General features: G+C 52.2%; 16 protein-coding genes. 10 read left to right on the top strand and 6 right to left on the bottom strand.

Annotated elements, in window-relative coordinates:
* Positions 1-21: 21 nt before the first annotated feature.
* The 3 genes from QOL74_RS09960 to QOL74_RS09950 all read right to left on the bottom strand — a co-directional run bounded on the left by QOL74_RS09960 (position 22) and on the right by QOL74_RS09950 (position 3,152).
* Positions 22-666, bottom strand: a complete 645-nt coding sequence (locus tag QOL74_RS09960; RefSeq protein ID WP_283409323.1) for an L-fuculose-phosphate aldolase — start codon at positions 664-666, stop codon at positions 22-24.
* A 20-nt stretch (positions 667-686) separates the two neighbouring features.
* Positions 687-2,033 carry a hypothetical protein gene (locus tag QOL74_RS09955; RefSeq protein WP_283409322.1) on the bottom strand — a complete coding sequence of 449 codons (1,347 nt, stop codon included), beginning with the start codon at positions 2,031-2,033 and terminating at the stop codon, positions 687-689.
* Positions 2,034-2,324: 291 nt separating this feature from the next.
* Positions 2,325-3,152 carry a DNA/RNA nuclease SfsA gene (locus tag QOL74_RS09950; protein ID WP_283409331.1) on the bottom strand — a complete coding sequence of 276 codons (828 nt, stop codon included), beginning with the start codon at positions 3,150-3,152 and terminating at the stop codon, positions 2,325-2,327.
* A 280-nt stretch (positions 3,153-3,432) separates the two neighbouring features.
* Here QOL74_RS09950 and QOL74_RS09945 point away from each other — a divergent pair, with 280 nt between their 5' ends.
* The 4 genes from QOL74_RS09945 (at position 3,433) to QOL74_RS09930 (ending at position 8,989) form a co-directional block, all read left to right on the top strand.
* Entirely contained in the window at positions 3,433-4,194 is a 762-nt protein-coding gene (locus tag QOL74_RS09945) for a polyphosphate polymerase domain-containing protein (protein ID WP_283409321.1), read from the top strand.
* Positions 4,195-4,884, top strand: coding sequence for a DUF4956 domain-containing protein (locus QOL74_RS09940; RefSeq protein WP_283409320.1), 690 nt, complete (start codon positions 4,195-4,197; stop codon positions 4,882-4,884). It abuts the gene before it with no gap.
* 151 nt (positions 4,885-5,035) lie between these two features.
* Positions 5,036-7,117, top strand: coding sequence for a CotH kinase family protein (locus QOL74_RS09935; RefSeq protein WP_283409319.1), 2,082 nt, complete (start codon positions 5,036-5,038; stop codon positions 7,115-7,117).
* Between the two features lie 444 nt (positions 7,118-7,561).
* Complete coding sequence (locus QOL74_RS09930) at positions 7,562-8,989, top strand: ATP-binding protein (RefSeq protein WP_283409318.1); 1,428 nt, start codon at positions 7,562-7,564, stop codon at positions 8,987-8,989.
* Here the strand turns inward: QOL74_RS09930 and QOL74_RS09925 are convergent.
* Positions 8,971-11,964: a CotH kinase family protein gene (locus QOL74_RS09925; RefSeq protein ID WP_283409317.1), complete on the bottom strand. Its 2,994-nt coding sequence runs from the start codon at positions 11,962-11,964 to the stop codon at positions 8,971-8,973. The two genes, QOL74_RS09930 and QOL74_RS09925, sit on opposite strands and share 19 nt — an antisense overlap.
* A 49-nt stretch (positions 11,965-12,013) precedes the next feature.
* A complete protein-coding gene (locus QOL74_RS09920) occupies positions 12,014-12,577 on the bottom strand; it encodes a VanZ family protein (RefSeq protein WP_283409316.1) in 564 nt (187 codons plus the stop codon).
* Between the two features lie 505 nt (positions 12,578-13,082).
* Here QOL74_RS09920 and QOL74_RS09915 point away from each other — a divergent pair.
* The 5 genes from QOL74_RS09915 to QOL74_RS09895 all read left to right on the top strand — a co-directional run bounded on the left by QOL74_RS09915 (position 13,083) and on the right by QOL74_RS09895 (position 22,016).
* The gene (locus tag QOL74_RS09915; protein WP_283409315.1) at positions 13,083-13,766 is read left to right on the top strand and encodes a response regulator transcription factor; all 684 of its coding nucleotides are present in this window, start codon (positions 13,083-13,085) and stop codon (positions 13,764-13,766) included.
* A complete protein-coding gene (locus QOL74_RS09910; protein WP_283409314.1) occupies positions 13,753-14,799 on the top strand; it encodes a HAMP domain-containing sensor histidine kinase in 1,047 nt (348 codons plus the stop codon). Before QOL74_RS09915 ends, QOL74_RS09910 begins: the two co-directional genes overlap by 14 nt.
* Before the next feature lie 289 nt (positions 14,800-15,088).
* Positions 15,089-16,357, top strand: coding sequence for an efflux RND transporter periplasmic adaptor subunit (locus QOL74_RS09905; RefSeq protein WP_283409313.1), 1,269 nt, complete (start codon positions 15,089-15,091; stop codon positions 16,355-16,357).
* 42 nt (positions 16,358-16,399) lie between these two features.
* Positions 16,400-19,546 (top strand): efflux RND transporter permease subunit, encoded by a 3,147-nt coding sequence (locus QOL74_RS09900; protein ID WP_283409312.1) that lies wholly within the window; start codon positions 16,400-16,402, stop codon positions 19,544-19,546.
* Positions 19,547-20,021: 475 nt separating this feature from the next.
* Complete coding sequence (locus QOL74_RS09895; protein WP_283409311.1) at positions 20,022-22,016, top strand: GLUG motif-containing protein; 1,995 nt, start codon at positions 20,022-20,024, stop codon at positions 22,014-22,016.
* 79 nt (positions 22,017-22,095) lie between these two features.
* Here QOL74_RS09895 and QOL74_RS09890 read toward each other — a convergent pair whose 3' ends face one another.
* The gene (locus tag QOL74_RS09890; protein WP_283409310.1) at positions 22,096-22,278 is read right to left on the bottom strand and encodes a helix-turn-helix transcriptional regulator; all 183 of its coding nucleotides are present in this window, start codon (positions 22,276-22,278) and stop codon (positions 22,096-22,098) included.
* Between the two features lie 84 nt (positions 22,279-22,362).
* On the opposite strand from QOL74_RS09890, the gene QOL74_RS09885 reads away from it, so the two are divergent.
* Entirely contained in the window at positions 22,363-22,842 is a 480-nt protein-coding gene (locus QOL74_RS09885) for an ATPase P (protein ID WP_283409309.1), read from the top strand.
* Positions 22,843-22,903 lie beyond the last annotated feature (61 nt).

Raw genomic sequence — 22,903 nt, 5'->3', positions numbered from 1 at the left:
TGCTTCCTTTTGCAGTAATGCTTATTTCCGTTGCCCGTAGGTCTTGAACTTCTCCAGCATCAGGGTCATTTCTTCCTCTGGCAGAATCACGGGTTCGCCAATGCCCTTGGTGCGGTAGTAGATTTCTGCACAATACTCAATTTCTTCCACAATGTTAAAGGCGTTCAGCAGATCACCGGCCCCTGCCAGCAGGCCATGATTGGCCAGCAAGACTGCCCGCCGGTCTTTCATGGCTTCAAAGGCATTCGCTGCCAGTTCTTTGGTGCCAAAGGTGGCATAGGGGGCGCAGCGCACGTCTTTTCCCGCAACGGCAATCATGTAGTGTACCGGCGGCAGGTCCCATCCCAGGCAGGCGATGGTGGTGGCATACATGGTGTGGGCATGGATAATGGCATCAATATCGTCCCGTTGCTGGTAAAAAACACGGTGCAAATCCACTTCGCTGGAGGGCTTCCGGTCTCCCTCCACCACTTCTCCCTGGAGGTTCATCACCACCACGTCTTCCGGGGTGGTTTCAAAATAATCAATGCCGCTGGGGCTGATGGCCATCAGGCCCTCTTCCCGGCAAAACACACTGATATTGCCGCCGGTTCCTTTGGTCAGGCCTGCTGTCACCAGCTTTTTGCCATAGGCCACAATCATTTCCCGTTCTTTTTGCATACGCATGTCAACTGTCTTCCTTCCTGTTACTGGTACCCGCCTGTGAGATAGTTATGGAAGGGTTCATCCACCCAAAAATCATAAGTCACTACATCCATGCCGGCTCCCAGTTCCTGAATCGCTGTCACAACCGCTTCAGAATCTTCCTGCAAAGAGAAGCTCTGGGCCAGTTTTCCCTCTGCCTGAATGTAGTTGTTGGTGATCACCACATAGTCATTCATGGGAGTCAGGGAATAATACAGGGGCTGCCACCATGAACCGGCAATAAGGCCGGTCATGTCTTCCTGATTGCGCTTGGCATAGGCAAAAATAATCTCCTGAAACTGCTCTTTTTCCTGCTTGGTATAAAATTCAAAGCTAATGTCGTACTCTTTGGCGTAGGCGATGTAGTTGCCGTTCTCAATCATGGCCACCTGATAACCGGGGCTTTCCTGGGGCTCGCCCCATTCTTTCATGTAGATGTAGGCAGATGATTTGGGTTCCAGCTGTACCCGGGCATTGATCCCTTCACTGCGAAGGAGCCCAATGAGCTGAAGGGCATGAACAATATTGGAATGCCCGTAGGTGATGGTGAGTTCAGGGTCAAACCGGGGATCATACTGCAGGTCTTTCACGTTGTAACCTGTGATCACGTCGGCTTCCAGCACCTGATTGATCAGTTCCCGCAGTTCATTGGCGTCAATAAGTGTCTGGGCTTCCCAGGCATTATAGATTTTTCCGTAAATGGCCGGGTCGCTGATCTGCCCCAGGTAATTTTTATATCCGCCGTTCATTTCCAGCACTTTTCCCGCCAGCAGGGTGGTGACATTGCCGGGGGCCTGATCTTCTGCCAGGTTCAGACCGGCGATCAGGTCAGCAGGAATCATTTGAAGGTCAAGGGCCACTGCCAGGGCTGCCAGTGAATGATCCACCGGCATGTCTGCCAGTTCATCGGCGATTCCAGCGGCTGCCAGACTGGCCCATACCTTGGCTTCAGGATAGGTGCCGGCCAATTGCTTCTGGTTGGCGGCGGCCACTGCCATTTCCACGGCGTCAAGAACTGTCAGCAGCTCAGCATCAGCTGAAGCCGGAGCTGTCTCCTGCCGGGACACACGGTTCAACAATCCGGCAAAGGTTTGGGGGGTCATTGGTGTTGACAATTTGATACCATACTGGTAATCCATAAACCGTTGATACGCTGTCACCTGCTGCGAGACATTCGCCACTGCTTCAGTGGACAATACCGCTGTCACCGGTGCTTCCACCGGCAGGGGCTGTGCCATGGCCGGCATGGCCGCCGAGAAGAGCAGGCACACCGTCAGTAACACACATGCCCACCGCTGCTTCCATCGACCCTTGCTGTTTGGTTCTTTTGTCACTGCCATTGCTTTCATCCCATAACCTCCTTGAATTTGACTGATCTTGTCTAAGGCTGTCTCAACTTGTCCGAATTTGTCGGACATCTGACAACCCTTCATCTGGGTCTATCTTAACATTTTCTGAATGATTAATCAATTCTTTCCTGAGCTTCTTAAATGATTCCTGTGCCAAACCGCCTGGTGTTGGTTTTTCAGTGAATCGTTAGCAGTGAATCGTTAGCAGGGAATAGTTAGCAGGGAATAGTGAATACAAAGCTTAAGCCATTGCCAAAGCGTTGTCCACAGCTTTTTTGCCCATACTATTTCCTATGCCTGCACAAAAGTGCGTTGATTCAGTTGAATGGGCAGGGGCTCACCCAGCTCCATGGTATCGGGGGTCACCAGGGAATCAAAGGCCAGCACCCGCACCCCGGCCTGCTGCACCTGCACCAGCACTTCTGAAAAGGCTGGGTCCCGCTCCCAGTGAGGCACAAAGAGACGAGGGCCGCGCATCTGCATGAGGAACACCACCACACCCTGATTTCCCTGGGCCACTGCTTCTGCCAGCTCCAGCAGGTGGCGGCGCCCCCGGGTGGTGGGAGCATCGGGAAAAGCGGAGATGCCGCCATGTTCCAGGGTCACTCCCTTCACTTCCACATAAGCCGTCGTGACTTCCCCTTGTTCGTTGATCCCCTCCACCCGCATGTCAAACCGGGAGTTGCCGAAGGTCACTTCCCGGCGCAGGTTGGTCACCGCCGCCATGAGAGGCAGTCTTCCCGCCAGTATTCCTTCGGCCACCACTGCGTTGGGAGCCTGGGAATCCATGTTCACCAGCATGGTTTCTTTCTCTTCAGAAACACTTTCATTCTTCGCGGAAACATTTTCTCCCACTTCGAAAATATTTGCTTTCTTCGCAGCAACACTGGCTTTCTCCACGGCAATCAGGGAATACCGGGTTTTTCGCCCCGGGTGACTGCGGCAGTCCTCCAGGTACACCCGGGTTCCCGGCAGCAGCAGCTCCCGGCATCGACCGGTGTTTTTCACGTGTACCACTTCTTCTTTTCCTTCTAAATCTCCATCCAATCGTACATGGGCCACAAACCGGTTGGGGCGTTTTATAAAGGTGGCCGGCACCACCGGATTCATGTATTTCATCACGTCTCAGTTCCCTTCCCTGGCTGACCTGCCTTCACTCCATGATCTGGATCACCGTCAGGCCTGTCTGACTGATTCACACTGGTTAGCACTGATTCACACTGATTCACACTGATGTTCTCTCGCTCATAATCTCACAGCCCGAAGGCAGCGTCAACCCTGGAGATCTCCTTTGCTTGCCTGCCGGATTTTCCTTGCCCCACTGCCCCAATTGCCTTATAATAGGGGTGATGCAAAAGAGCCGCCCCCCGTGACCCCGGGGACGGAAAGGGGCTTATTCATGAACGAGCGCTTTTTTAACCGCCATGAATTTAAATATGTGATTTCTGAAGAGACGGCAACTCAGATGCTGGAAGCCATTGAGCCTCACATGAAACGGGACCGCCATACCAATGAGACGGCCCACTACCGGATCAGCAGTCTTTATTTTGATACCCGGGAAAACCTGTTTCATGATGAGTACCTGCGGGCCGAACAGTTTCGCCAGAAGCTGCGGCTGCGGGTCTACAACCAGCCCACCCTGATGGACCCCTGTTTTTTTGAAATCAAGAAGAAGTTCAAGGGATTCGTAAGCAAACGCCGGGCCAGGCTCACCCTGAAAAGTGTCTATGACTGGCTGGCAGATCGCATCACCCTTCAGGATCTCTGTGAGGCCTTTCCCCTGGAAGCCCACGTGCTGCGGGAAATCGGCTTTCTGCGACAGCACTACCGCCTGGAGCCCCGGGTGGTGATTGCTTACATACGCCAGGCCCATGTGGGCATTTTTGATGAAGACCTGCGGGTCACCATGGACCGCCAGCTCACCAGGCGCACCACCCTGCTGGAACCACACCTGGGCTGCGACCCTGCCCATGATGACCTTTACCTGCCCACAGGACGGGTGGTGCTGGAAGTGAAATCCAGCGGCACCATACCCCTGTGGCTGGCCGGCACCCTCTCCCGGCTGTCCTGCCGCAAGCAGGCTTTCTCCAAATATTCCACCAGCTACAGCCCGCCGGAGGTCAACGACACCGCGGTAGAATCTGACAGGAGGCATGCTTAAATGAACGCATTGGAAGAACTCTTTCGGCTCCATGAAGTGGGAGCCAGGGCCACGGCGGTTGAAGTGATCTTCACCGTGCTCATCTGTTTTGCCCTGCAATTATTGATTACCTACAGTTACATTCGCACCCACCGGGGGCGTTTTTATTCCCAGAGCTTTGTTCACACCCTGGTGATTGTGGGCGTGACCATCTCTGTCATTATCATTGTCATCGGCAGCAACATTGCCCGGGCCTTCAGCCTGGCGGGTGCCCTCTCCATCATCCGCTTTCGAAGCGCCATCCGGGACCCCCGGGATGTGGCCTATGTGTTTTTCTCCATGGGCGTGGGCCTGGCCTGCGGTGCCGGTCTTTTTACCGCCGCCATTATTCTGTCGGTGCTCTTGTCCCTCATTGTGGTGCTGTTGGAAACCACCGATTACGGCCGCAATGAAGACAAACTGAAGCTGCTGAAAATCACCTTGCCTGAAAACCTGAACTACGAAGGCCTTTATGATGATGTGCTCAACAAATACACCGATCAGCACAGCTTTCTCAGTGTGCGCACCGTCAGCCTGGGCACCATGTTTGAAGTGGTGTACAGCGTGCGGGTGAAGCGGGGCATCAGCGAGAAAGAAATGATTGACGAGATCCGGGAGCGCAACGGTAACCTGAACGTGGCCCTGCTGCTGGATGAACAGAGCTACGACTAACCAAGAGGACAAAGCCGCTGACGGCGGCTTTTCAGTGAATAGCTGGTGCTTGCAGTTGATAAGGGATAGGCAATAGTGGATTAAAAACTGAAAACATCGCAAAGAATATACACTCCCTGTGAACAAAGGAAAGCGGAATGAGGAATGACTCATGAGATCCACCGGTTCCACTAAAAATCGAATGATGCTGTTCATACTGGCGGCAGCGGCCATGATTCTGATTACCGCCGCTGTTTTTCTTTTGCCGGAACTGCCGCCGGAAGACACCATCGAAAACCACACCCTGCTGCCCCCCGTGTTTTCCCATACCACAGGGGTGTACACCGGCCCTGTCACCCTCACCCTTTCGGCACAGGCAGGCACCGTCATCCATTATACCCTTGATGGCAGCCTTCCCACCGCCGAATCACCTGTGTACCGGGAACCTCTGGTGCTGGAAGCGGATGATTCACCGGAACTGATGCAGATCCCCTCCACCTCCGACGAACTTTACCCGGAATGGGGCTACGACCGGTACCAGTGGATACCCCCCACCGGTGAATGGGTGCGTCACCCGGTGGTACGGGCCATGGCAGTGAATGAGGAAGGGGAAACCAGTCCTGTGACCGCTCACACCTTTCTCATGGGTGCCGATGCCCTCCCGGCGGCCTCGCCTGTGGCCGGTGATCCGGCCATGCCCGTGATCCTGCTCATCACCGACCCGGCAGGTTTTTTTGATGATGAAACCGGCATTTACGTGCCCGGCGACATTTTCACCCAGTGGCGGCAGGAAAACCCGGAGGCCCGGGTACTGGGAAATTCCCCCGCCAACTATTTGGAAAGGGGACGCGACTGGGAGCGTCCGGCCCATGTCACCCTGCTGGAACCCGACGGCACCCTTGCCTTCACCCAACAGGTGGGGCTGCGCATTCACGGCGGTTTCACCCGGGCCTGGGCCCAGAAAACCCTGCGCCTTTACGCCCGGGCCAGCTACGACACCGCCAGCTGGTTTGAATACCCGGTATTTCCGTCCCACCCCCGCACCGGCGACGGCACCGCCATGACCCGTTACAAACGCCTGTTACTCCGCAACTCCGGCAACGACTGGTCCCATACCCTGTTCCGGGATGCGCTGATTCATCATCTGGTGAACCCCCTGCGGGTGGACAACCAGGCCGTGCGCCCTGCAGTGGTGTATCTCAACGGAGAATACTGGGGGATCCATCACCTGCGGGAACGTCTGGATGAATACTACCTGGAGGAACACTACGGCATCGCCGCTGAAGACCTGGTACTCATCAATGAACGGGACTGGGAGGCAGAAGTGGGAACAGCGGTGGATATCGAAGAGTTCCAACAGCATCTGAGCCGCATCACCGGCTTTGCTCTCAGTGAAGAGGAGCGCTTTCAACTGGCGGAAACCCTCATGGATATGGATCACTGGTACGATTACCTCACCACCCAGCTTTATGCCGCCAATACCGACTGGATTTCCAACAACATGCGGGTGTGGCGAAAGCGCACCACCGCTTACCAGCCCAATGCCCCCTATGGCCACGACGGCCGGTGGCGCTGGATTCTCTTTGACCTGGACTACGCCTTCGATTTTCTGGGCTACGGCTACGAAACCCACGACACCGTCAGCTGGCTGGCGGAAGAATCGGATCTGTTTAAGAAGCTTTCCCGCAGTGAGGCTTTTCGAGTCGGCTTCGCCGGCCGTCTGGCCGACCTGATGAACACTGTCTTTCGCACCGCTCATGTGCAGTCAGAAGCCGACTTTTTCACCCGGCAGCTGAAAGAGGAAATGCCCCGAAATATCCGCCGGTGGCCCCAGTACAGCGACATGGAAACCTGGCACCGGGAAATTCAGGTGATTCATGACTACGCCGCCCTGCGGCCGGATTACCTGCGACAGCATACCGCCGCCTATTTTGGCCTGCCGGGCAGTCTGTCGCTGGCACTGGAACTCCCCCCGGCCCATCAGGGGGAAGTCACCCTGAATACCCTCACCGCCGCTGAGCTGGTGACTTACCAGGATGCGGACGGCGTCTTCCGGGGAGAGTGGTTTGCCGAAGTTCCGCTGCCCCTCACCGCCACCCCGGCAGCTGGCTGGCAGTTCAGCCACTGGGAAATCAGCGGTGGGCTGCCTCCCGGCACTGAGCTCACCACCGGCAGCCTCAACGACTCCGCTATCACCCTGACCCCCCGGGACTCTTCTCAGCCCCTGACACTGCGACCAGTTTTTCGCCAGTAGATTCCCGCTGCCTTTCGCCAGATTTTCTGACTTCATCCCAATTTATCTATTGTCCGACATGCCGCTGATAGCGGCATTTTTTTGTGGCTAAGGAAATAGCATGCGCAAAAAAACGATGGATAGCGCTTTCGCAATGGTTTCAAGCTTTTTATTCACTATTACCTATTACCTGTTCACTGCAAAACCCTGTCACCTGTTCACCGAAAAACTGTTGCAGGTAGTTTATTCTTGCATTTACAGACAGTTGACAGGTTTCTGCGGGCTGCGTTATAATAAAATTACAAGTTTTAGAATCATAATTATAATAATCGCAATTCTAATAATCGTAATTCTAGTGATTGGGGTTCTCATAAAATGCATTTGGTATGCAGGGTTTGCCACCGGCAATTTGGATAAGAAAGATAGTTTGTGATACTTTAAGAGAAGAGATCGGGAGGTGCGGACATGTTTATCGGAAGAAAAGAAGAACTCGACTTCTTAGAAGCTGCTTACGCCAGCCAAAAAGCGGAACTGGTGGTGCTTTATGGAAGACGTCGTATCGGCAAAACCGAAACCCTTCATGCCTTTTGCAAGGAGAAACCCCACAGCTTCTATACCTGTACGGAATACACTGATTTGCAACAGCTGAGAGCCTTTAGCTCCCGCATTCTCACCCAGCAGCACCCGGCGGCGGCTTATGTCGATACCTTCGCCGACTGGGAACAGGCTTTTTCTGCCATCACCCAACTGCCCGGCACAGAAAAAAAACTTCTTATCATTGATGAGTTTCCTTACATGGTAAAAAACAATCATGGGATTCCCTCCACACTTCAGAAGCTGTGGGACCAGCAGCTGAAAGAGGAAAATGTCATGATTGTTCTCTGTGGAAGCGCCATGGCATTTATTGAAAAAGAAATCCTGGCTGAAAAAAATCCCCTTTATGGACGGGCCACAGGGATCTTAAAAATGAAAGAGTTGGACTTTTACGAGGCCATTCAATTTTTTCCCCATTTTTCTCCTGAATCCCAGGTGACCGCCTATGGAATCCTGGGAGGTATTCCCCATTATCTGAAACAGTTTGATGACAGATTGACCCTGGAGGAAAACATTCTCAAACATATTTTCACCCGGGGAAGTATTCTCTACAGTGAGATTGAGTTTCTCCTTCGCCAGGAGCTGCGGGAAACGACCGTTTACAACACCATCATTGAGGCCATTGCCCTTGGCAATACCGGACTGAATGGCATCCATCAAAAAACCCAAATCGACAAGAGCAAACTCTCTGTCTATTTAAAGAATCTGTTGGACTTGCACATCATCTACCGGGAATTTCCCACCGTCTCCAGCCCAAAGGACCAGGCCAACGTTCAACGCGGCCTGTACCAATTGTCGGATCATTACTTTCGCTTCTGGTACGCCTTTGTTTTCCCTTACTTTTCTGAGCTGGAAGCTGGCAGCGGCCATCAGATTTACCAACAAGTTGTTGCACCCTCTCTCAATGACTTTGTTTCAAAAAGTTTCGAGAAAGCCTGCCTGTCCTATCTGCGCCACTTAAATAAAAGTAACCGATTGCCATTCACCTTTGTACGGGCAGGTCGCTGGTGGCACAAAGATCAGGAAATTGATTTGCTGGCCTTTGACCTGGATCGACAACGCTGGCTGTTGGGGGAATGTAAGTATCGTAATCAACCGATGACATTGTCCAATTTTCTCCAGTTGCAGCAGAAAGGAAGTTCCGCTACTGCTGGAAAAGCTGTCAGTCCCGAAAATGTTTGCTACTACCTTTTTTCAAAAAACGGCTTTTCTGAAGACCTGATCCGCATGTCACAGAACACCCCACACCTGCATCTAATAGACCTGCCCCAACTTCTCAATCATTCACCGGCACCCTGAAAGACCGGGGCCAGATAAAGGGGCCGGTTCCCCGGCACCAGGGTCAGGGTTGCTTCCGGGTACTCACCAGGCGTCGCCGTCACTTCCCCTCCGGCTTCAGGCAAACGGACTGCCGGAATCCCCTGGTGGATGCCACCTGCTTCTCCGCTGACAAAAGCCTCCAATGCTTTCACATCTTCAAAGGCGTACCATTCTTTTATGGAGCGACCATCACCCCACACCACCGCCAGCTCCAGGGGAACACCCTGAAAGTAGGTGCCCTGCCAGATAAGGGCACCTTTTTCAGCTGTCCCGTCACTGCTGGCAATACTTGCGTTAACTGCAGGGCTGCCCATGGTTCCGGCCATCACTCCCGGCGTTTCGGGGGTGATGGGATGGCCGCCAATGGTGATATGCCCTTCCTCCGGAAGCACCACTGTCAGCCGGGTCATTCCCGGCAGCTCAAAGGTTTCCACCAGATGCTGGCGCACATAGTTGGGGCGCTGGCGGGCGAAGGTTTCCATCACATTGTAGCCCACACCGCCATAGCCCCAGCGCAGGCGGTGTTCTGCCATTTCAGGCATGATCACCGCCTGCATTTCCTCCAGTAGTTCCAGAGTTCGGCGGGGGTGAAAGGTGGTGTTCAGATGGTGGGCAAAGGTGGTGATGAACGCATGGCGGAAAGCTTCATTTTCCAGCAGTTTTCGAAACATGACAGTGCTCCACTCCGGGTTGCTCCATTCTTCATGGCCCTCCAGCCCCATGGCATAGGCCAGGGTATTGTGAGTGTAGGCTTCCAGCCCGCCGGCAAACCCAAAGCCGTGGTCGGTATCGTAAAGCATCCACCGCCACCGCCCATCGTGACCAACTGGAAGGCGACTCTGATCGGCTCCATCAACCTGATTGGCTTCATTGGCTTCATTGGCTTCATTGACTTCACCATCACTGGTACCCATTGGTTCGGTGCGTTTCCGCCAGATCCGCACATTATGTAAAGGCCAGTCGGTATTTCGAAAGAAAATCTGGCTGATATAATAGTCCATGAAATTATTAAGGTCCATGCGCGCTTCCACATGGGCCATGTTGGCTTCACGGGTCATGTCTTCACTGCGGATGAACTGGCGCAGGGCCAGAAAGGCTACCCGGTCACCGGCCCGGCCTTCATCCACCTGGGCGCCGTCGCCCAGCATCACCACATCCTCTTCCGCCACACCGTAATGACTTTCGATGTAATTGGCATCAAAGCGTTCCCGGAGGTTGATGATACCCCAGTATTCCCCATTGACAAAGTGAACCACCGGCCGGTAGGCCTGGGTGTCCAGATTCAGGTGTGCCACCAGCCGCTGCATGTAGGGGTCCCGCAGGTAGGTGCGGTAAAAGTCGTTGCCTGCGTTGCGCAGCAGCAGCCGATTGAAGTCGGTGATGAACCGGTTGGCATCCCCCTGGGCCGTGAGGCCGGGAAACACGGGATAAACGATCCGGTTGTTTTCATGATAGTCGTGCCGGGGGTACAACCGCAGGGGCTTTTGGGGGTAACTGCGCCCCCAGCCCCCATGAATGCGGATGCCCATGTCCTGGGCGAAACCCAGAGCACCGTCGGTTTCATAGAAGGCCACGTGGGCCGGCTTTTCCCAGTCATGGCCCCGCTGGGAGTAATTGGCGGGGGTATCACCGTCGGGAACCGCCTCCGGGCGGGCTTCCTGCCAGGTCTCGTAATGGCTGCCGGCCACGTAGACTCCCGTACTCACATCAAAAAGGTGGGCCGGGTCTGTGACCACAGACACCACCGGCAAAGAGTAGCGTTCCCACCCGGCAGGGTCTACCCAGTAAGTATGGGTGACCACGGGGCTGCGCCGGCCATCTTCAGTGACCGCCACGGCCCGTACCACCTGCCCGGTGAAGTGTTCTTCCAGCACCGGCCGGGGCTGGGGAATAAACTGGGTATTGATGCCTGCCAGATAGACTCCCTCGGCCGGCAGCTCTTCCCCGCCGGAAGCTGCTTCCGGTGAATCAGCGGGCAACTCCCTCATGATTTCACTGGCTCGCCGGCTGGTAACTTCGCCGGTTATTTCGCCGGTTTCTTCGCTGGTATTTTGACTGGTATTTTCGCTGATGTTTCTGATGTGGATGGTCTCATCGGTGTATTGATGGGTTCGGGTGACCAGCGTGAGGGTTTCCCCGCCGGGATATGCCTGCCGCACCTGAAAGGTGCTGCCTGCTGTCTTTTCCGGGTCCGGTTCTGATCCGTCCAGGGTGTAATACAGCTTTACCCCTGCCTGGGGAGGGCTGAGGCTCAGCTGAAAGGCGGTTTCATAAAACCCGCCCTCATGGGAAAACAGGGGCGGCGGCAGAGTGGTCATGTAGGGAACCCCCGCCTCGTTGCTGCTGCCGGGGGTGCTTTCCTGAAAAAGCTGCCAGTCTTTTCCGCCGTCGGTTTGACGCCCCCAGGAGACATCCCGGGGCATGGCAGCTGCCGGTGCCTGGTCAATGATCTGCACCCCGTCGGGAGCCGTGAGGGTGAGGGATTCACCTGCCGCACTGATGCGAAAGTTGGTGTGCAACTGCCCCAGAGGGCTCACCTGATCTTTACCGGAAGCCCAGAGAAGCAAATAACCGCCGGGCTGAATCTCCCCTTGGGGAAACTCCCATTTCATGAGATGCAGCGGATCGTCGGAAAGGTAAAAACCGGTGAGATCCAAAGGTTGTCTGCCGGTGTAATAGAGTTCAATCCAGTCGGAATAGTCGCCGTCTTCATCCCGCAGCACTGATCCGTTGGAGGCCATCACTTCATTGATGAAAAGATGCCCCTGCACCCCGTCCCGCTCTGCCAGCAGCACCAGGCTCACCAGCAGCAAAGCCGCCAGTCCCAGGGCAATGAGCAGGGGAAGCACCCGCCGTTTCCGGTAAAACCGGTACATTTGTTCTTCCAGTATGGTCAGCAGCTGCCGCCATTGACGGTGCCCGTTTTCTTTTCTGTTGGGAATCTTTTCTGTCATTGATGCCTCTCCCTTGCAGTGTTTTCAACTCTGTCTCTCTTTGTTTACCTTATTTGAAAGCGGCACGGCGACGCCAGTAACGGCCAAACCAATAACACAGGATTCCTATTGAAGCCCCTGCCGTGTCCAGCAGTACATCTGACACCTGGCCGCCCCGTCCCGGCACATACAACTGATGCACTTCATCACTCACCGCATAGAGAAAACAAATGAGGAGTGCCACCAGCGGCTTCCCCAGGGGAAGGTGATTCCGACGATTCAAGGGATGCCTGGTGCTTTCATTTCTCCCGGTGTACTGCTGGCCGCTGTGACCGAGGGCGTTGCTCACCAGCAGCCCCAGAATCAGATAGGCGAAGAAATGCCCGCTTTTTCGAACAAACCGGTTGAGGCGACTTACTTCCAAGCCCTCCATCAACCGGGGAAATGCCTGTTGAAGTACCGCCATCAGCCGCTGGGTGATGCCGGTGCTCAGTTCATTGGAATCCACCGCCGGCTGGGCCGACAGGTGGAAAATAAGGGCCATCCAGCCGATGACGAAAACCCAGGAAATGACGGTTGCCCAGGTGATGGTGGAAAAGACTGTTTTGAGGTGGTTGTTCGGTGGCTGCTTCATCGTGTGTGCTCACTTTTCCTTGTTGTGATCTTCGTCTGTTACCGCTTATTGTACCATATTTTCAGCTCTCCTCGATGATCTTTCTTGGTTTCAATCCCTGATTCTTCAATCCCTGATTCTTTATTCTGTATTCCGTTTCGCGTTTCCCTTGATCATTTATTCTAACTCCTTACCTTCTGATACCTTGATCCTTTTATCCTTATCCCGCTTTCCTTATTCGTTATCCTTATTCTTATCCCTGTTCCGTTATCCCTTTTCCCATTCCCTATTTCTTGCCAGCCTTGATCATCCTGCAAAAATACGATAAAGTGAATACCATCAGGCACTCCATCTCACTCCCCACACCTCGCAGATAAGACGAAGCAGATGTCGCTGACTGATCTGATGGTGACCACAAGAAAATCCTTGCCATTATTCCGCTAACGGTATATTATTTTGCCGAGGTGATGCTCCGTGAAATACATGGGGCTGGAAGAAAACTTCATCACCCCGGAGGTGAACTGCCATGTTTCATATGCTCGTTGTTGATGATGATAAAAACATCCGCCAGCTGATGCGCGCCGTGCTGGAAGCCGAGAACTATACTGTCTTCACTGCCTCCAATGGCGAAGAGGCTCTGGAGATTCTGGATGCCCACCATATCGACCTGGTTATCATCGATATCATGATGCCCCGAATGGATGGGTATGAGTTTACGAAAACACTTCGAAGCGTTCAGAATGATTTACCCATTCTTATGGTCACCGCCAAACAGCTTCCCGCCGACCGGAAACAGGGCTTTCTCGCAGGAACAGACGATTTCATGACAAAGCCAGTGGACGAAGAAGAAATGATTTTGCGCATCAAAGCCCTGTTGCGCCGTGCAAAAATCGCCAGCGAACGCAAGATCGTCATCGGTGATGTCACCCTGGATTACGACTCGCTGTGCGTCACAAGAGGTGATGACATGCAGGAGCTCCCCCAAAAAGAATTTTTGCTCCTTTATAAGTTGCTGTCTTACCCCGGCAAAATTTTTACACGCATTCAACTCATGGATGAGATCTGGGGCACCGACAGCGGCACTGGCTGGGAAACCATCACCGTTCATATCAGCCGCCTGCGAAAACGCTTCGACGGATGGCCGGAATTTGAGATTGAATCTGTGAGAGGTCTTGGATATAAGGCGGTGAAACATAATGACAAAGCATAAAGTACCTCCCCGCACCGCGTTGACAATCCTGTTTGCCATCATGATCTTTATCATTCTTTCTCTCACCATGTTCATTGTTGGCATCCTGGTATTTATATTGGTTCGAACAGGTATCATCAATAAACTTGGTCCTCCAAATGCATTGATTCCCATCATGTTACTTGCCTTTGCCAGCATACTGGTCGGCACTCTCGTCGGAACCATTATCAGTCGTGCTCCGCTAAGACCCGCCACCCTGCTGATTAACGGCATGAACCGGCTGGCCAGCGGCGATTACAAAGCACGTATCGATTTGGGAAATCTTTCCATCGCCCGGGAAATAACCACCAGCTTCAACACCCTGGCTGAAGAGCTTCAACATACAGAGATGTTGCGCTCAGACTTTGTCAACAACTTCTCCCACGAACTGAAAACGCCGCTGATCTCTATTCGCGGGTTTGCGAAGTTACTTCAAAAGAAACATCTCTCCAGTGAACAACAGCAGGAATACCTGGCCATTATCGTGGACGAATCCACCCGCCTTTGCGACATGTCCACCAGTGTGCTTAATCTTGCAAAGGTGGAAAACCAGAGCATTCTCACTGATACTGCTGATTTCAACCTCTCCGAACAACTTAGAAGCTGTATTCTGCTGTTTGAGAAAAAGTGGTCTCAAAAAAATCTGACCATTCGTGCTGATTTCGAAGAACATCCCGTTCATGCCAATGAGGATCTTTTAAAGCAAGTCTGGATCAACCTCATTGATAATGCGATCAAATTCTCCCCAGACACTGGCGAAATCCATGTGTTCATCTCAGAACCACTCTCATCAGACGAAATTACCGTTTCGGTGAAAAACAACGGGCCGATGATCAGCACCGAAAACCAGAATCGGATTTTCAACAAATTCTGGCAAGGCGACACTTCCCATTCCTCAGAAGGGTCAGGCATTGGGCTTTCCATCGCCCGACGCATCACAGAGCTGCATAAAGGTAACATCTCCGTTGTCAGCTCCCCTGAGGAAACCATTTTTTCTGTTACACTTCCCCGATAATCCATCATTTACCTCCAAGAGCCGTTGTGATTTTTCAACAGCGGTTCAGACTGTCAACAAAATATGATGACACCAACTCCATTTGTCTTCAACCTCGCCGCTGTTTTTTCAACAGCGGCTTTTGTTGTTTAGATTGGGTTTAGCTTTCTGCTGTATAGTGATCTTCTTATCGCTCATGTGTGCGGCAGACATCTCTCAGATACACAGGTTTTCACATGCCAAACACCCGTCTGTCACGCATTTTTCAACGAAAGAAGGACTCACCGTGATTATTTTAGGAGGTTTTGATATGAACGCAACAATCATCAAAAAACTGCTTTATCCGGCTATCGCAGCGGCCATGATAGCGGTGGCCATCATGGGATTTATGAACAGCACTCATTCAGACGCGGGCAATCTACCGCCTGCAGCTGCTGTCACCAGTGTTGAAGTCCAAAAAATTGGACCCGAGACCATCGAACAATATGTCAATACATCTTCAAAGGTCACTGCCAATAGCGAAATATCCGTCATGCCCAAGGTGGGCGGGACTGTTAAAAAAGTGCATGTCAGTCTGGGTGATTCAGTGAAGGCCGGCGACGTACTCTTTGAAATTGACGACACCACCTTATCTTTGCAGGCGGCACAGGCGGCAGCATCTCTTTCTTCTGCTCAGGCCAGCTTTGAGGCCAGCGTGGGAGGAAACTATGATTCCCAGCTGTTACAACTGCAGTCTTCCATTGACGCCTATGAGCTTCAGTACGATGAACTGATGAAAAACATGGCGAAAGTAAAAACGCTGTATGAAGCCGGGGCAGTTCCCAAGAGCGAACTGGACAACATGGAGACCAATGTGGCTAATCTGGAGCTGCAGCTTCACACCGCACAGGAAAACCTGCGGTTAAAACAGGGTCTCATTCTGGAAGAAACCAAAAAAACAGGCCAGGCCTCCATTTCACAGGCACAGGTATCGCTGGAATCTGCACAGCTGCAGTTGGGATACACCAGTGTTCTGGCTGAGATTGACGGCGTGATCAGCACCAGCAACATCACACCTGGCTCAACTGTTTCAGCCCAGAATGTCGCCATGACCATTGTCAATACCGACAACCTGAAGCTTCCCATCAGCCTGTCGGAGAACCATATCAACCGTGTTTCTGTCGGTTCAAGCGTATCTATCACCATCGCAGCCGCATCAGAGACACCTTACGAAGGCATCGTGGCCCATGTGTCACCTGCTGCCAACAGCAGCACCCTGCTGTATCCCGTCGAAGTTCATCTCAATCAGGCAGACAATCTGGTAAAACCGGGAATGTTCGCATCTTTGAAACTGGTTGTTGAAACAAGGGAAAACACCGTTTCGGTCCCATTAAACGCCGTCATTGAAAAGAGTGGCGAAAAATTTGTATATATTGTCGATGAAGATCAAATCGCACGTCAAATAATGGTTGAGACAGGCATCAGCAATGACAGTCATATTGAAATCACCAAGGGTGTTACCACCGGAGATCTGGTTGTTGTGAAGGGTCATACATTCCTCTCCCATGGCAGCGCCGTCAGCATCGCAGCAGAAAACTAAGTTGCAGTCAATGCGTTTCAACCTTAGGGAGGACTTGTAAAAATGGATGTCACCAAAATTTCTATCAAAAGACCCGTCACCGTCCTGGTGGCGATGATGATTGTTTTTATACTGGGGTTTGTTTCCATCAGCAAAATGCAGATGGCGTTAACTCCCAATGTGGACTTTCCCATCGCACTGATTATGACAGAATACAGTGGCGCAGGGCCTGAAGAGGTTGAGAACCTTGTTACTGAAGTGATTGAAGGCGCCGTTTCAAATGTGGAGCACCTGGATTCAGTTTCCTCCACCTCTTCCGAAGGTCTCTCCATTGTCATGGCACAGTTTAACTACGGCATTGATCTGGATAAAGCTGTCAACGATATTCGAAGTAAAATTGACATGGTGGAACAGATGCTCCCCGGCGATGCTTCTTCACCCACCATTATGAAGCTCGATATGAATGCCGCTCCCATCGCCACCATTGTTGTCTCATCTGAGAACATGAACAGTGATGCCCTGAAAGCATTTGCAGAAGATACCCTGCAGCCCCGCATTGAACGCCAGCAGGGAGTTGCTTCTGTTGACGTCACCGGCGGTGTGGAGAAAGAAATCAGAATTGAGATAAACCCCGAACGGCTTCAGGGGCTTGGGCTCACCCTGGCAGGTATTGGCCAGACCATTCAGGCAGAAAATACCAATCAACCTGGTGGTACCATTGAATTCGGAGAACAGTCCCTCAGCATCAGCAGCCGATTGAAAATGGAGAGTATCGAAGATATCAAAGCGACACCCATCAGACTGCCGGGCGGCGCTGTGCTTCGGCTGGATGAACTTGCTGAAATTACTGAAACCGACAAAAAGATTGAATCCATCAGCCGTTATAATGGTGAAGAAAGCGTCAGCTTATCTGTCACAAAAACGAGTGACGGCAACACCGTCGACACTGTCAAAGCCGTTCGAAAAGAAATTGGGTCAGTCTCAGAAACCTATCCGGATGTGAAGATTGCCCTTGTGGATGAATCTGGCAGTGTCATTGAAAATTCCATCAATAATGTGATCTCCAATATTGTGATCGGAATTTCCCTTTCCATTCTGGTGCTCTTCATCTTTCTGAAGAATGTGGGTTTAACAGGAATTATTGCCATCTCCATGCCTTTATCCATCATCGGCACCTTTGTACTCCTCTACTTTTCAGGCACCACCCTGAACCTGATTTCTCTCGGGGGCATTTCCATCGGCGTGGGTATGCTGGTTGATAACTCAGTGGTTGTTTTGGAGAGCATTCACCGTTACCGGTCAACCGAAGGCTATGACCGGCTGTCAGGCACTTATAAGGGAACCAAGGCCGTTGGGCTGGCCATTACCGCCTCCACCCTCACCACTGTGGTGATTTTCCTGCCTTTCATCTTTTCCAGCGGCCTGGTGCAGGAACTGTTGACTGACCTGGCCCTCTCAGTTGTTTTTTCACTGCTGATGTCTGTCGTCGTGGCCGTGACCGTTGTTCCCATGCTCAGCGGAAACTATGTGAATAATATTCACCAAAACACCGCTCCAAAACCATTTGGTTTTATCAATGTGATTCTCAATGGCTTCGATCGATTCATCAAAGGCCTTGATCATCTCTATCAAAAATGCCTCCGCTGGGCGCTAAGGCATAAAAAGAAAACACTGGCAACCATTGTGGGCATTTTTGTCGCTTCGCTGTTCACCCTTCCCTATCTGGGCATGGAACTGATGCCCACCGCAGACGAAGGCACTTTTCAGGTGACCGTTGAAGCAGATGCAGGGAGCAATCTTGAGTCAGTCAACCAAATTTCCCTGCAGGTGGAAGCGCTTCTGGAGAAACTCCCTGAAATGGAAACCATGACCGTCTCCATGTCGGGTGGATCAGGGGGCATGGCCCGCCTCATGGGTGGCGGCAGCGGTCAGAGCAACATCACCTGCACCCTGGTGGATAAAACCCAACGCACTAAAAGCGTTGACCAGATTCTGGAAGAAATCAGAAATGAAGTAACTGCCGTTGCCGGAGCCAAAGTGACCGTTTCGGCCACCTCAGAAATGGGTGCCCTGTCTGGCGGCGGCTCGCAAATCGACATCTACGGCGATGATCTGGAAATGCTTCGTGAAATCAGCGATGAACTGATCAGCAGAATCGCTCATGTTGAAGGTGTGCGGCAACTGGAAAGCTCACTGGAGGAACTGGACAGGCAGGTTGTTCTAAAGATGGACAGGGAAAAAATCAGACATTATGACCTGACCGGCTCCCAAGTGGCTTCCCAGGTGAGAAATATGGTTTCAGGATATACCGCCTCCACCTTGAAAGTAAACGGCACCGAACTGGATATGCGCATCGTTTATCCTGAAGAAGCTGTCACCACTCTGATGGACTTGAATGATCTCACCATCAGCACCCTTTCAGGGGCCTACATTCCCCTTTCGTCTGTGGCTGATATCATCCTGGATGATGTGCCTGATTCCATTAACCGAACTGATCAAACCCGTTACAGCACTGTTTCCTACTCCATTTTTGGTCGTTCAACAGGTGTTGTGGGGAATGAGGTGCAGCGCATCATTGATCAAATGAATTTACCTGAAGGGTACACGGCATCTTTTGGAGGCACCAATCAAATGATGGACGAAACTTTCAGTTCCCTCTTTACAGTTATTATTCTGGCAGTGGTCTTGGTTTACCTGGTCATGGCTGCCCAGTTTGAATCACTGATCAATCCCTTTATCATCATGTTTACCATTCCCCTGGCCTATACCGGTGCCTTTCTTCTTCTCTTTATCACCGGTGAACCTCTAAGTATGATGGCGTTGATCGGCTGTCTGGTACTGGTGGGCATTGTGGTCAATAACGGGATCATTCTGGTGGACTATATCAACACCCTGCGGGACGAAGACGGATTAGAAACTGAGGAAGCCACCCTGAAAGCCTGCCCCACACGGCTTCGCCCCATTCTCATGACCGCCATGACCACCATTTTCGCGCAGTTTCCCATTATTTTTTCCAGCGGTGCCAACAGCGAAATGCTGAAAAGCATGGGTCTGGTGATTGCAGGCGGCCTTTTCACCTCCACTTTTCTGACCCTGCTTCTGGTACCGGTGCTGTATATCTATTTTGACAGATTTTCAAGCAAGCTGAGAAAGCTGCTGCGACTCAAACCCAAAATGAGACGGGCAGAAATCGAACAGGCATTAAGGTAACCGGCTGACCACATTGATCACCGGGAACCATGCAATAACAGCGGCAGGGGAGGGCTCTCCTGCCGCTGTTATTTAGTTGCTGGAAGCGTATCTGCGACAACCCCTGTTTCTCCCTGTTTCTCTCCGAATCATGGGAAATCTTTCCCCCTGCTCACCTTCACCTGAATGAAGAAAGCCAGGCGCGTTGCCAGGAACAAGCCCGCATCTTGCAGCATCTGATTAACCTGGCTGACTGGTACTGATAAGGCTAAAAACCCGATGACAGTGAACCGGAGGTGACAGTAAACCGGAGGTGACATCACTTCTGTGCCTTCATAACACCTTCGTCCCTTCAAGACCTCTCAAAAATACTCCTTCGAGTCCTTGGAAAAAAAGAAAAATCCGAATGATCAAAAGGATTTCGGCTGTTTTTGTCGAATGGTTCACTTGCAGGCCTTCACATCACCATGAACCCACGACAGGAGGACCGACATCCATGATTGCACCCAGGTTTACAGCTGTGTTCACATCAAGGTTGACCCGACAAATGCCACACCACCCGTCCACCGGCACACGAAACCCTGCGGTGCCATCCTATTGGAACGCCTCCCTGCCCACACTTCCACATTTTCCAATGTCTTTATCACGCTTGCTGGCAGTGACACCTTTTTTCAGGGGCCTGCGGATTTTTGCCGGCTTCGCCTTCTGCCTCTTCCTTACCTTTTTCGTCTTGCCCTCCAGCATGCCACCTTTTATCAGTTATGCCCATGAGAATCCCCTCTTCTCCGTTACTGAAGCCGTTTATGGGCCAACCGATATCCAAAAGATTTCCCCTCTCGCTGATGCTTCCCATGATCTGGCTTTTTCAGGCGGTGAAGGCACCTTTGAGCACCCCTACCTCATTGCCACACCGGAGGATCTCTCTCAGATTCGACTAATCATCACAACCGTTGAAGAGGAATCCACGGAAGTCCACCAAAATCTTCATTTCCGCCAGATTGCCCACATTGATCTGGGCCAGTCTCCCTGGAATGAAGGCACCGGCTGGGAGCCCATTGGCAGCAGCGCCACCCCTTTTCGCGGCCATTATGACGGCGCCCATTACACCATCACCGACCTCACCATTCAACAGCCAAGTAGCAGCGGTGCAGGAACCAGCCATATCGGCCTTTTTGGAGTCATGACCGGCGGCAGCCTGAAGCGACTTCATTTGGAAAATGTCACCGTTCAAGGGTATGACCAGGTGGGAGCGCTGCTGGGAAAGGGCACTGATGTTGTTGTGAATCAGGTGAGGGTCAGCGGGTCTGTGACAGGCAGGCGAAATGTGGGTGGCTTGGCCGGCCAGTTGATCAATGGTGAAGTTCACTATTCCACTGCTTCTGTCACCTTCATAGGCGAACGGAGCGCAGGCGGCTTAGTCGGTCTGGTTTCCAACACACACCTTTCACAGTGCAACACCTTCGTCACTGGTGAAGCCATCCATGTACTGGGGGGCATTGCAGGTCACGCTGAAGCAAACACCCTCATCACCGATTCATTCTCCCGCGGCACACTCAGGGGCAACAGCCGCTGGATAGGCGGTGCAGTCGGCTTCCTGGAAAACAGCCAGGTAAACAGCAGTTATGTGGTGGTTCACCTCCCAACGCTTACCCCCAGCCAAGCTGACAACATCACTATTCGTGGTTTTGTTGGACATAAGAGTAGTACTTCCAGTGTCACCAGCAGTTTTTACGATCAGCCCTTTTCTGGTCGCAGCCTTTACCTTAATGAGCTTGGAGCAGGAAGAACCAGCATCCAAATGAAGCGCATTGCCACTTTTACAACTGCTCTCGCTTCCAATGGAATGCCTTCCTGGAACTTCGAATCTGTGTGGGGAATGGATTCTCTGATCAATGACGGCTATCCTTATTTAAGAGCACTTGAAGCGATTCCTTTGCCTGAACCACTTCCAGAACCAGCACCTGAACCTGACCCAGATGAAGATGAAGATCCTGAACCTGCACCCGTACCTGATCCAAATGAAGATGAAAATCCTGAACCTGAACCACCTGCGCCAGATCCAAATCACCCTGAACCTGAACCAAATCTACCTGATGATGACACCAGGCCCAGTCCCACTCCTCAGCCTGATCCTGATGTCCACCCAAACCCGGATGACAGCGGAACTCCGCCGGAAACACCCAATGATTCTAGCGAGAGAGATGATAGCAGAGATCACTCTGGCAGCATAAGCCGCGGCTCCCGCACATCCAAGGGTGCCCGCCATCAGGAAAAGGTTGATGAAATCCTCCCACTTCAAAAGACCGAGGCCGCTCCACTGGTTTTCAGCTCCCTCACATCAGCAGAAAGGAGAGTGCTGGCCCTTCAGTCCTTCCAGTCTCCTTCTCCCATGCTGGCGCTGATGACCAATGCCCTTCTTGCGGTCGAGGAGCTAAAGGAGTATTGGCTGAGCCCGCTTATGCAGGGTCACTTCAGCGGAGAGATGCACTAACCACTCTTATTAGCGTGAACAAAACCGCCTGACATCCCTCTTGTGGATTCAGGCTGTTTTCTATCGTTTTGTTTTCATTTCAAAGATGGTTGTTTCCCAATGGATTTTCACAGTACTGCTTTTTTCTAATGGATATTTCCAAGTCAAGTCCATTTAAGATTTTAAGGAAGTTATCCAGCTTAGGAACATGTTTTTCATTTTCAAATCTGGAGATCACCTGTTGACTGACCCCTATTTTTCTTGCCAACTCTTTCTGTGTCATTCCACTTGCCTCTTGCCCCGCAATATCATACAGTAGTGTTATCCATAGATATGATGAACGTTCCACAAAGTGAGGAGAATGCCCATGTCCCTTCATTTTCAGATTCCCGGCGACAAGACCTACACCATCCGTCAGGTTGTGTTTGATCTCAACGGAACCCTGGCCGTTGGCGGTGAAATCGCCCCGTCTGTTCAGCAGTTGCTGACCCGGCTGGCCTCTCATGTACAGCTTTATGTGATCACTGCCGATACCCACCAGACGGCCCCGCAAATCCAGCGGTTACTGGGAGACGCCGCCAGTGTCAAAGTCATCAGCGGCACCCATACCGCCCATGAAAAAGAGCGCTTCGTTGAATCCCTGGGAGCACATGAGACTATTGCCCTGGGGAATGGGGCCAATGATATGAAAATGCTGGAAAAAGCCGCTCTTTCAGTGGCCATCATCGGCGGCGAAGGCGTCTATGCGCCGCTGCTTGCCGTGGCAGATCTGGCGGTGACTCGCATCGAGGATGCGCTGGTGCTGCTGTTGGAGCCCAATCGTCTGGTGGCCACCCTGCGCAGGTAATCCAGCGAACTGAAAAAGACCACCGGTTGCTGTTTCGGTGGTCTTAGTTGTATTTCTCAGC

Origin of the sequence: Anoxynatronum buryatiense, from assembly GCF_900182905.1 — a bacterium.
GTDB lineage: Bacteria > Bacillota > Clostridia > Peptostreptococcales > Tindalliaceae > Anoxynatronum > Anoxynatronum buryatiense.
Note: the sequence above shows the minus strand (reverse complement) of the source record. Positions and strands in the feature narration are given on the sequence as shown.

Excerpts from the sequence above, each read along its gene's own strand:
- QOL74_RS09960 (WP_283409323.1), bottom strand. The coding sequence starts at position 666 with ATGCGTATGCAAAAAGAACGGGAAATGATTGTGGCCTATGGCAAAAAG.
- QOL74_RS09955 (WP_283409322.1), bottom strand. The coding sequence starts at position 2,033 with ATGAAAGCAATGGCAGTGACAAAAGAACCAAACAGCAAGGGTCGATGG.
- QOL74_RS09950 (WP_283409331.1), bottom strand. The coding sequence starts at position 3,152 with ATGAAATACATGAATCCGGTGGTGCCGGCCACCTTTATAAAACGCCCC.
- QOL74_RS09945 (WP_283409321.1), top strand. The coding sequence starts at position 3,433 with ATGAACGAGCGCTTTTTTAACCGCCATGAATTTAAATATGTGATTTCT.
- QOL74_RS09940 (WP_283409320.1), top strand. The coding sequence starts at position 4,195 with ATGAACGCATTGGAAGAACTCTTTCGGCTCCATGAAGTGGGAGCCAGG.
- QOL74_RS09935 (WP_283409319.1), top strand. The coding sequence starts at position 5,036 with ATGAGATCCACCGGTTCCACTAAAAATCGAATGATGCTGTTCATACTG.
- QOL74_RS09930 (WP_283409318.1), top strand. The coding sequence starts at position 7,562 with ATGTTTATCGGAAGAAAAGAAGAACTCGACTTCTTAGAAGCTGCTTAC.
- QOL74_RS09925 (WP_283409317.1), bottom strand. The coding sequence starts at position 11,964 with ATGACAGAAAAGATTCCCAACAGAAAAGAAAACGGGCACCGTCAATGG.
- QOL74_RS09920 (WP_283409316.1), bottom strand. The coding sequence starts at position 12,577 with ATGAAGCAGCCACCGAACAACCACCTCAAAACAGTCTTTTCCACCATC.
- QOL74_RS09915 (WP_283409315.1), top strand. The coding sequence starts at position 13,083 with ATGTTTCATATGCTCGTTGTTGATGATGATAAAAACATCCGCCAGCTG.
- QOL74_RS09910 (WP_283409314.1), top strand. The coding sequence starts at position 13,753 with ATGACAAAGCATAAAGTACCTCCCCGCACCGCGTTGACAATCCTGTTT.
- QOL74_RS09905 (WP_283409313.1), top strand. The coding sequence starts at position 15,089 with ATGAACGCAACAATCATCAAAAAACTGCTTTATCCGGCTATCGCAGCG.
- QOL74_RS09900 (WP_283409312.1), top strand. The coding sequence starts at position 16,400 with ATGGATGTCACCAAAATTTCTATCAAAAGACCCGTCACCGTCCTGGTG.
- QOL74_RS09895 (WP_283409311.1), top strand. The coding sequence starts at position 20,022 with ATGATTGCACCCAGGTTTACAGCTGTGTTCACATCAAGGTTGACCCGA.
- QOL74_RS09890 (WP_283409310.1), bottom strand. The coding sequence starts at position 22,278 with ATGACACAGAAAGAGTTGGCAAGAAAAATAGGGGTCAGTCAACAGGTG.
- QOL74_RS09885 (WP_283409309.1), top strand. The coding sequence starts at position 22,363 with ATGTCCCTTCATTTTCAGATTCCCGGCGACAAGACCTACACCATCCGT.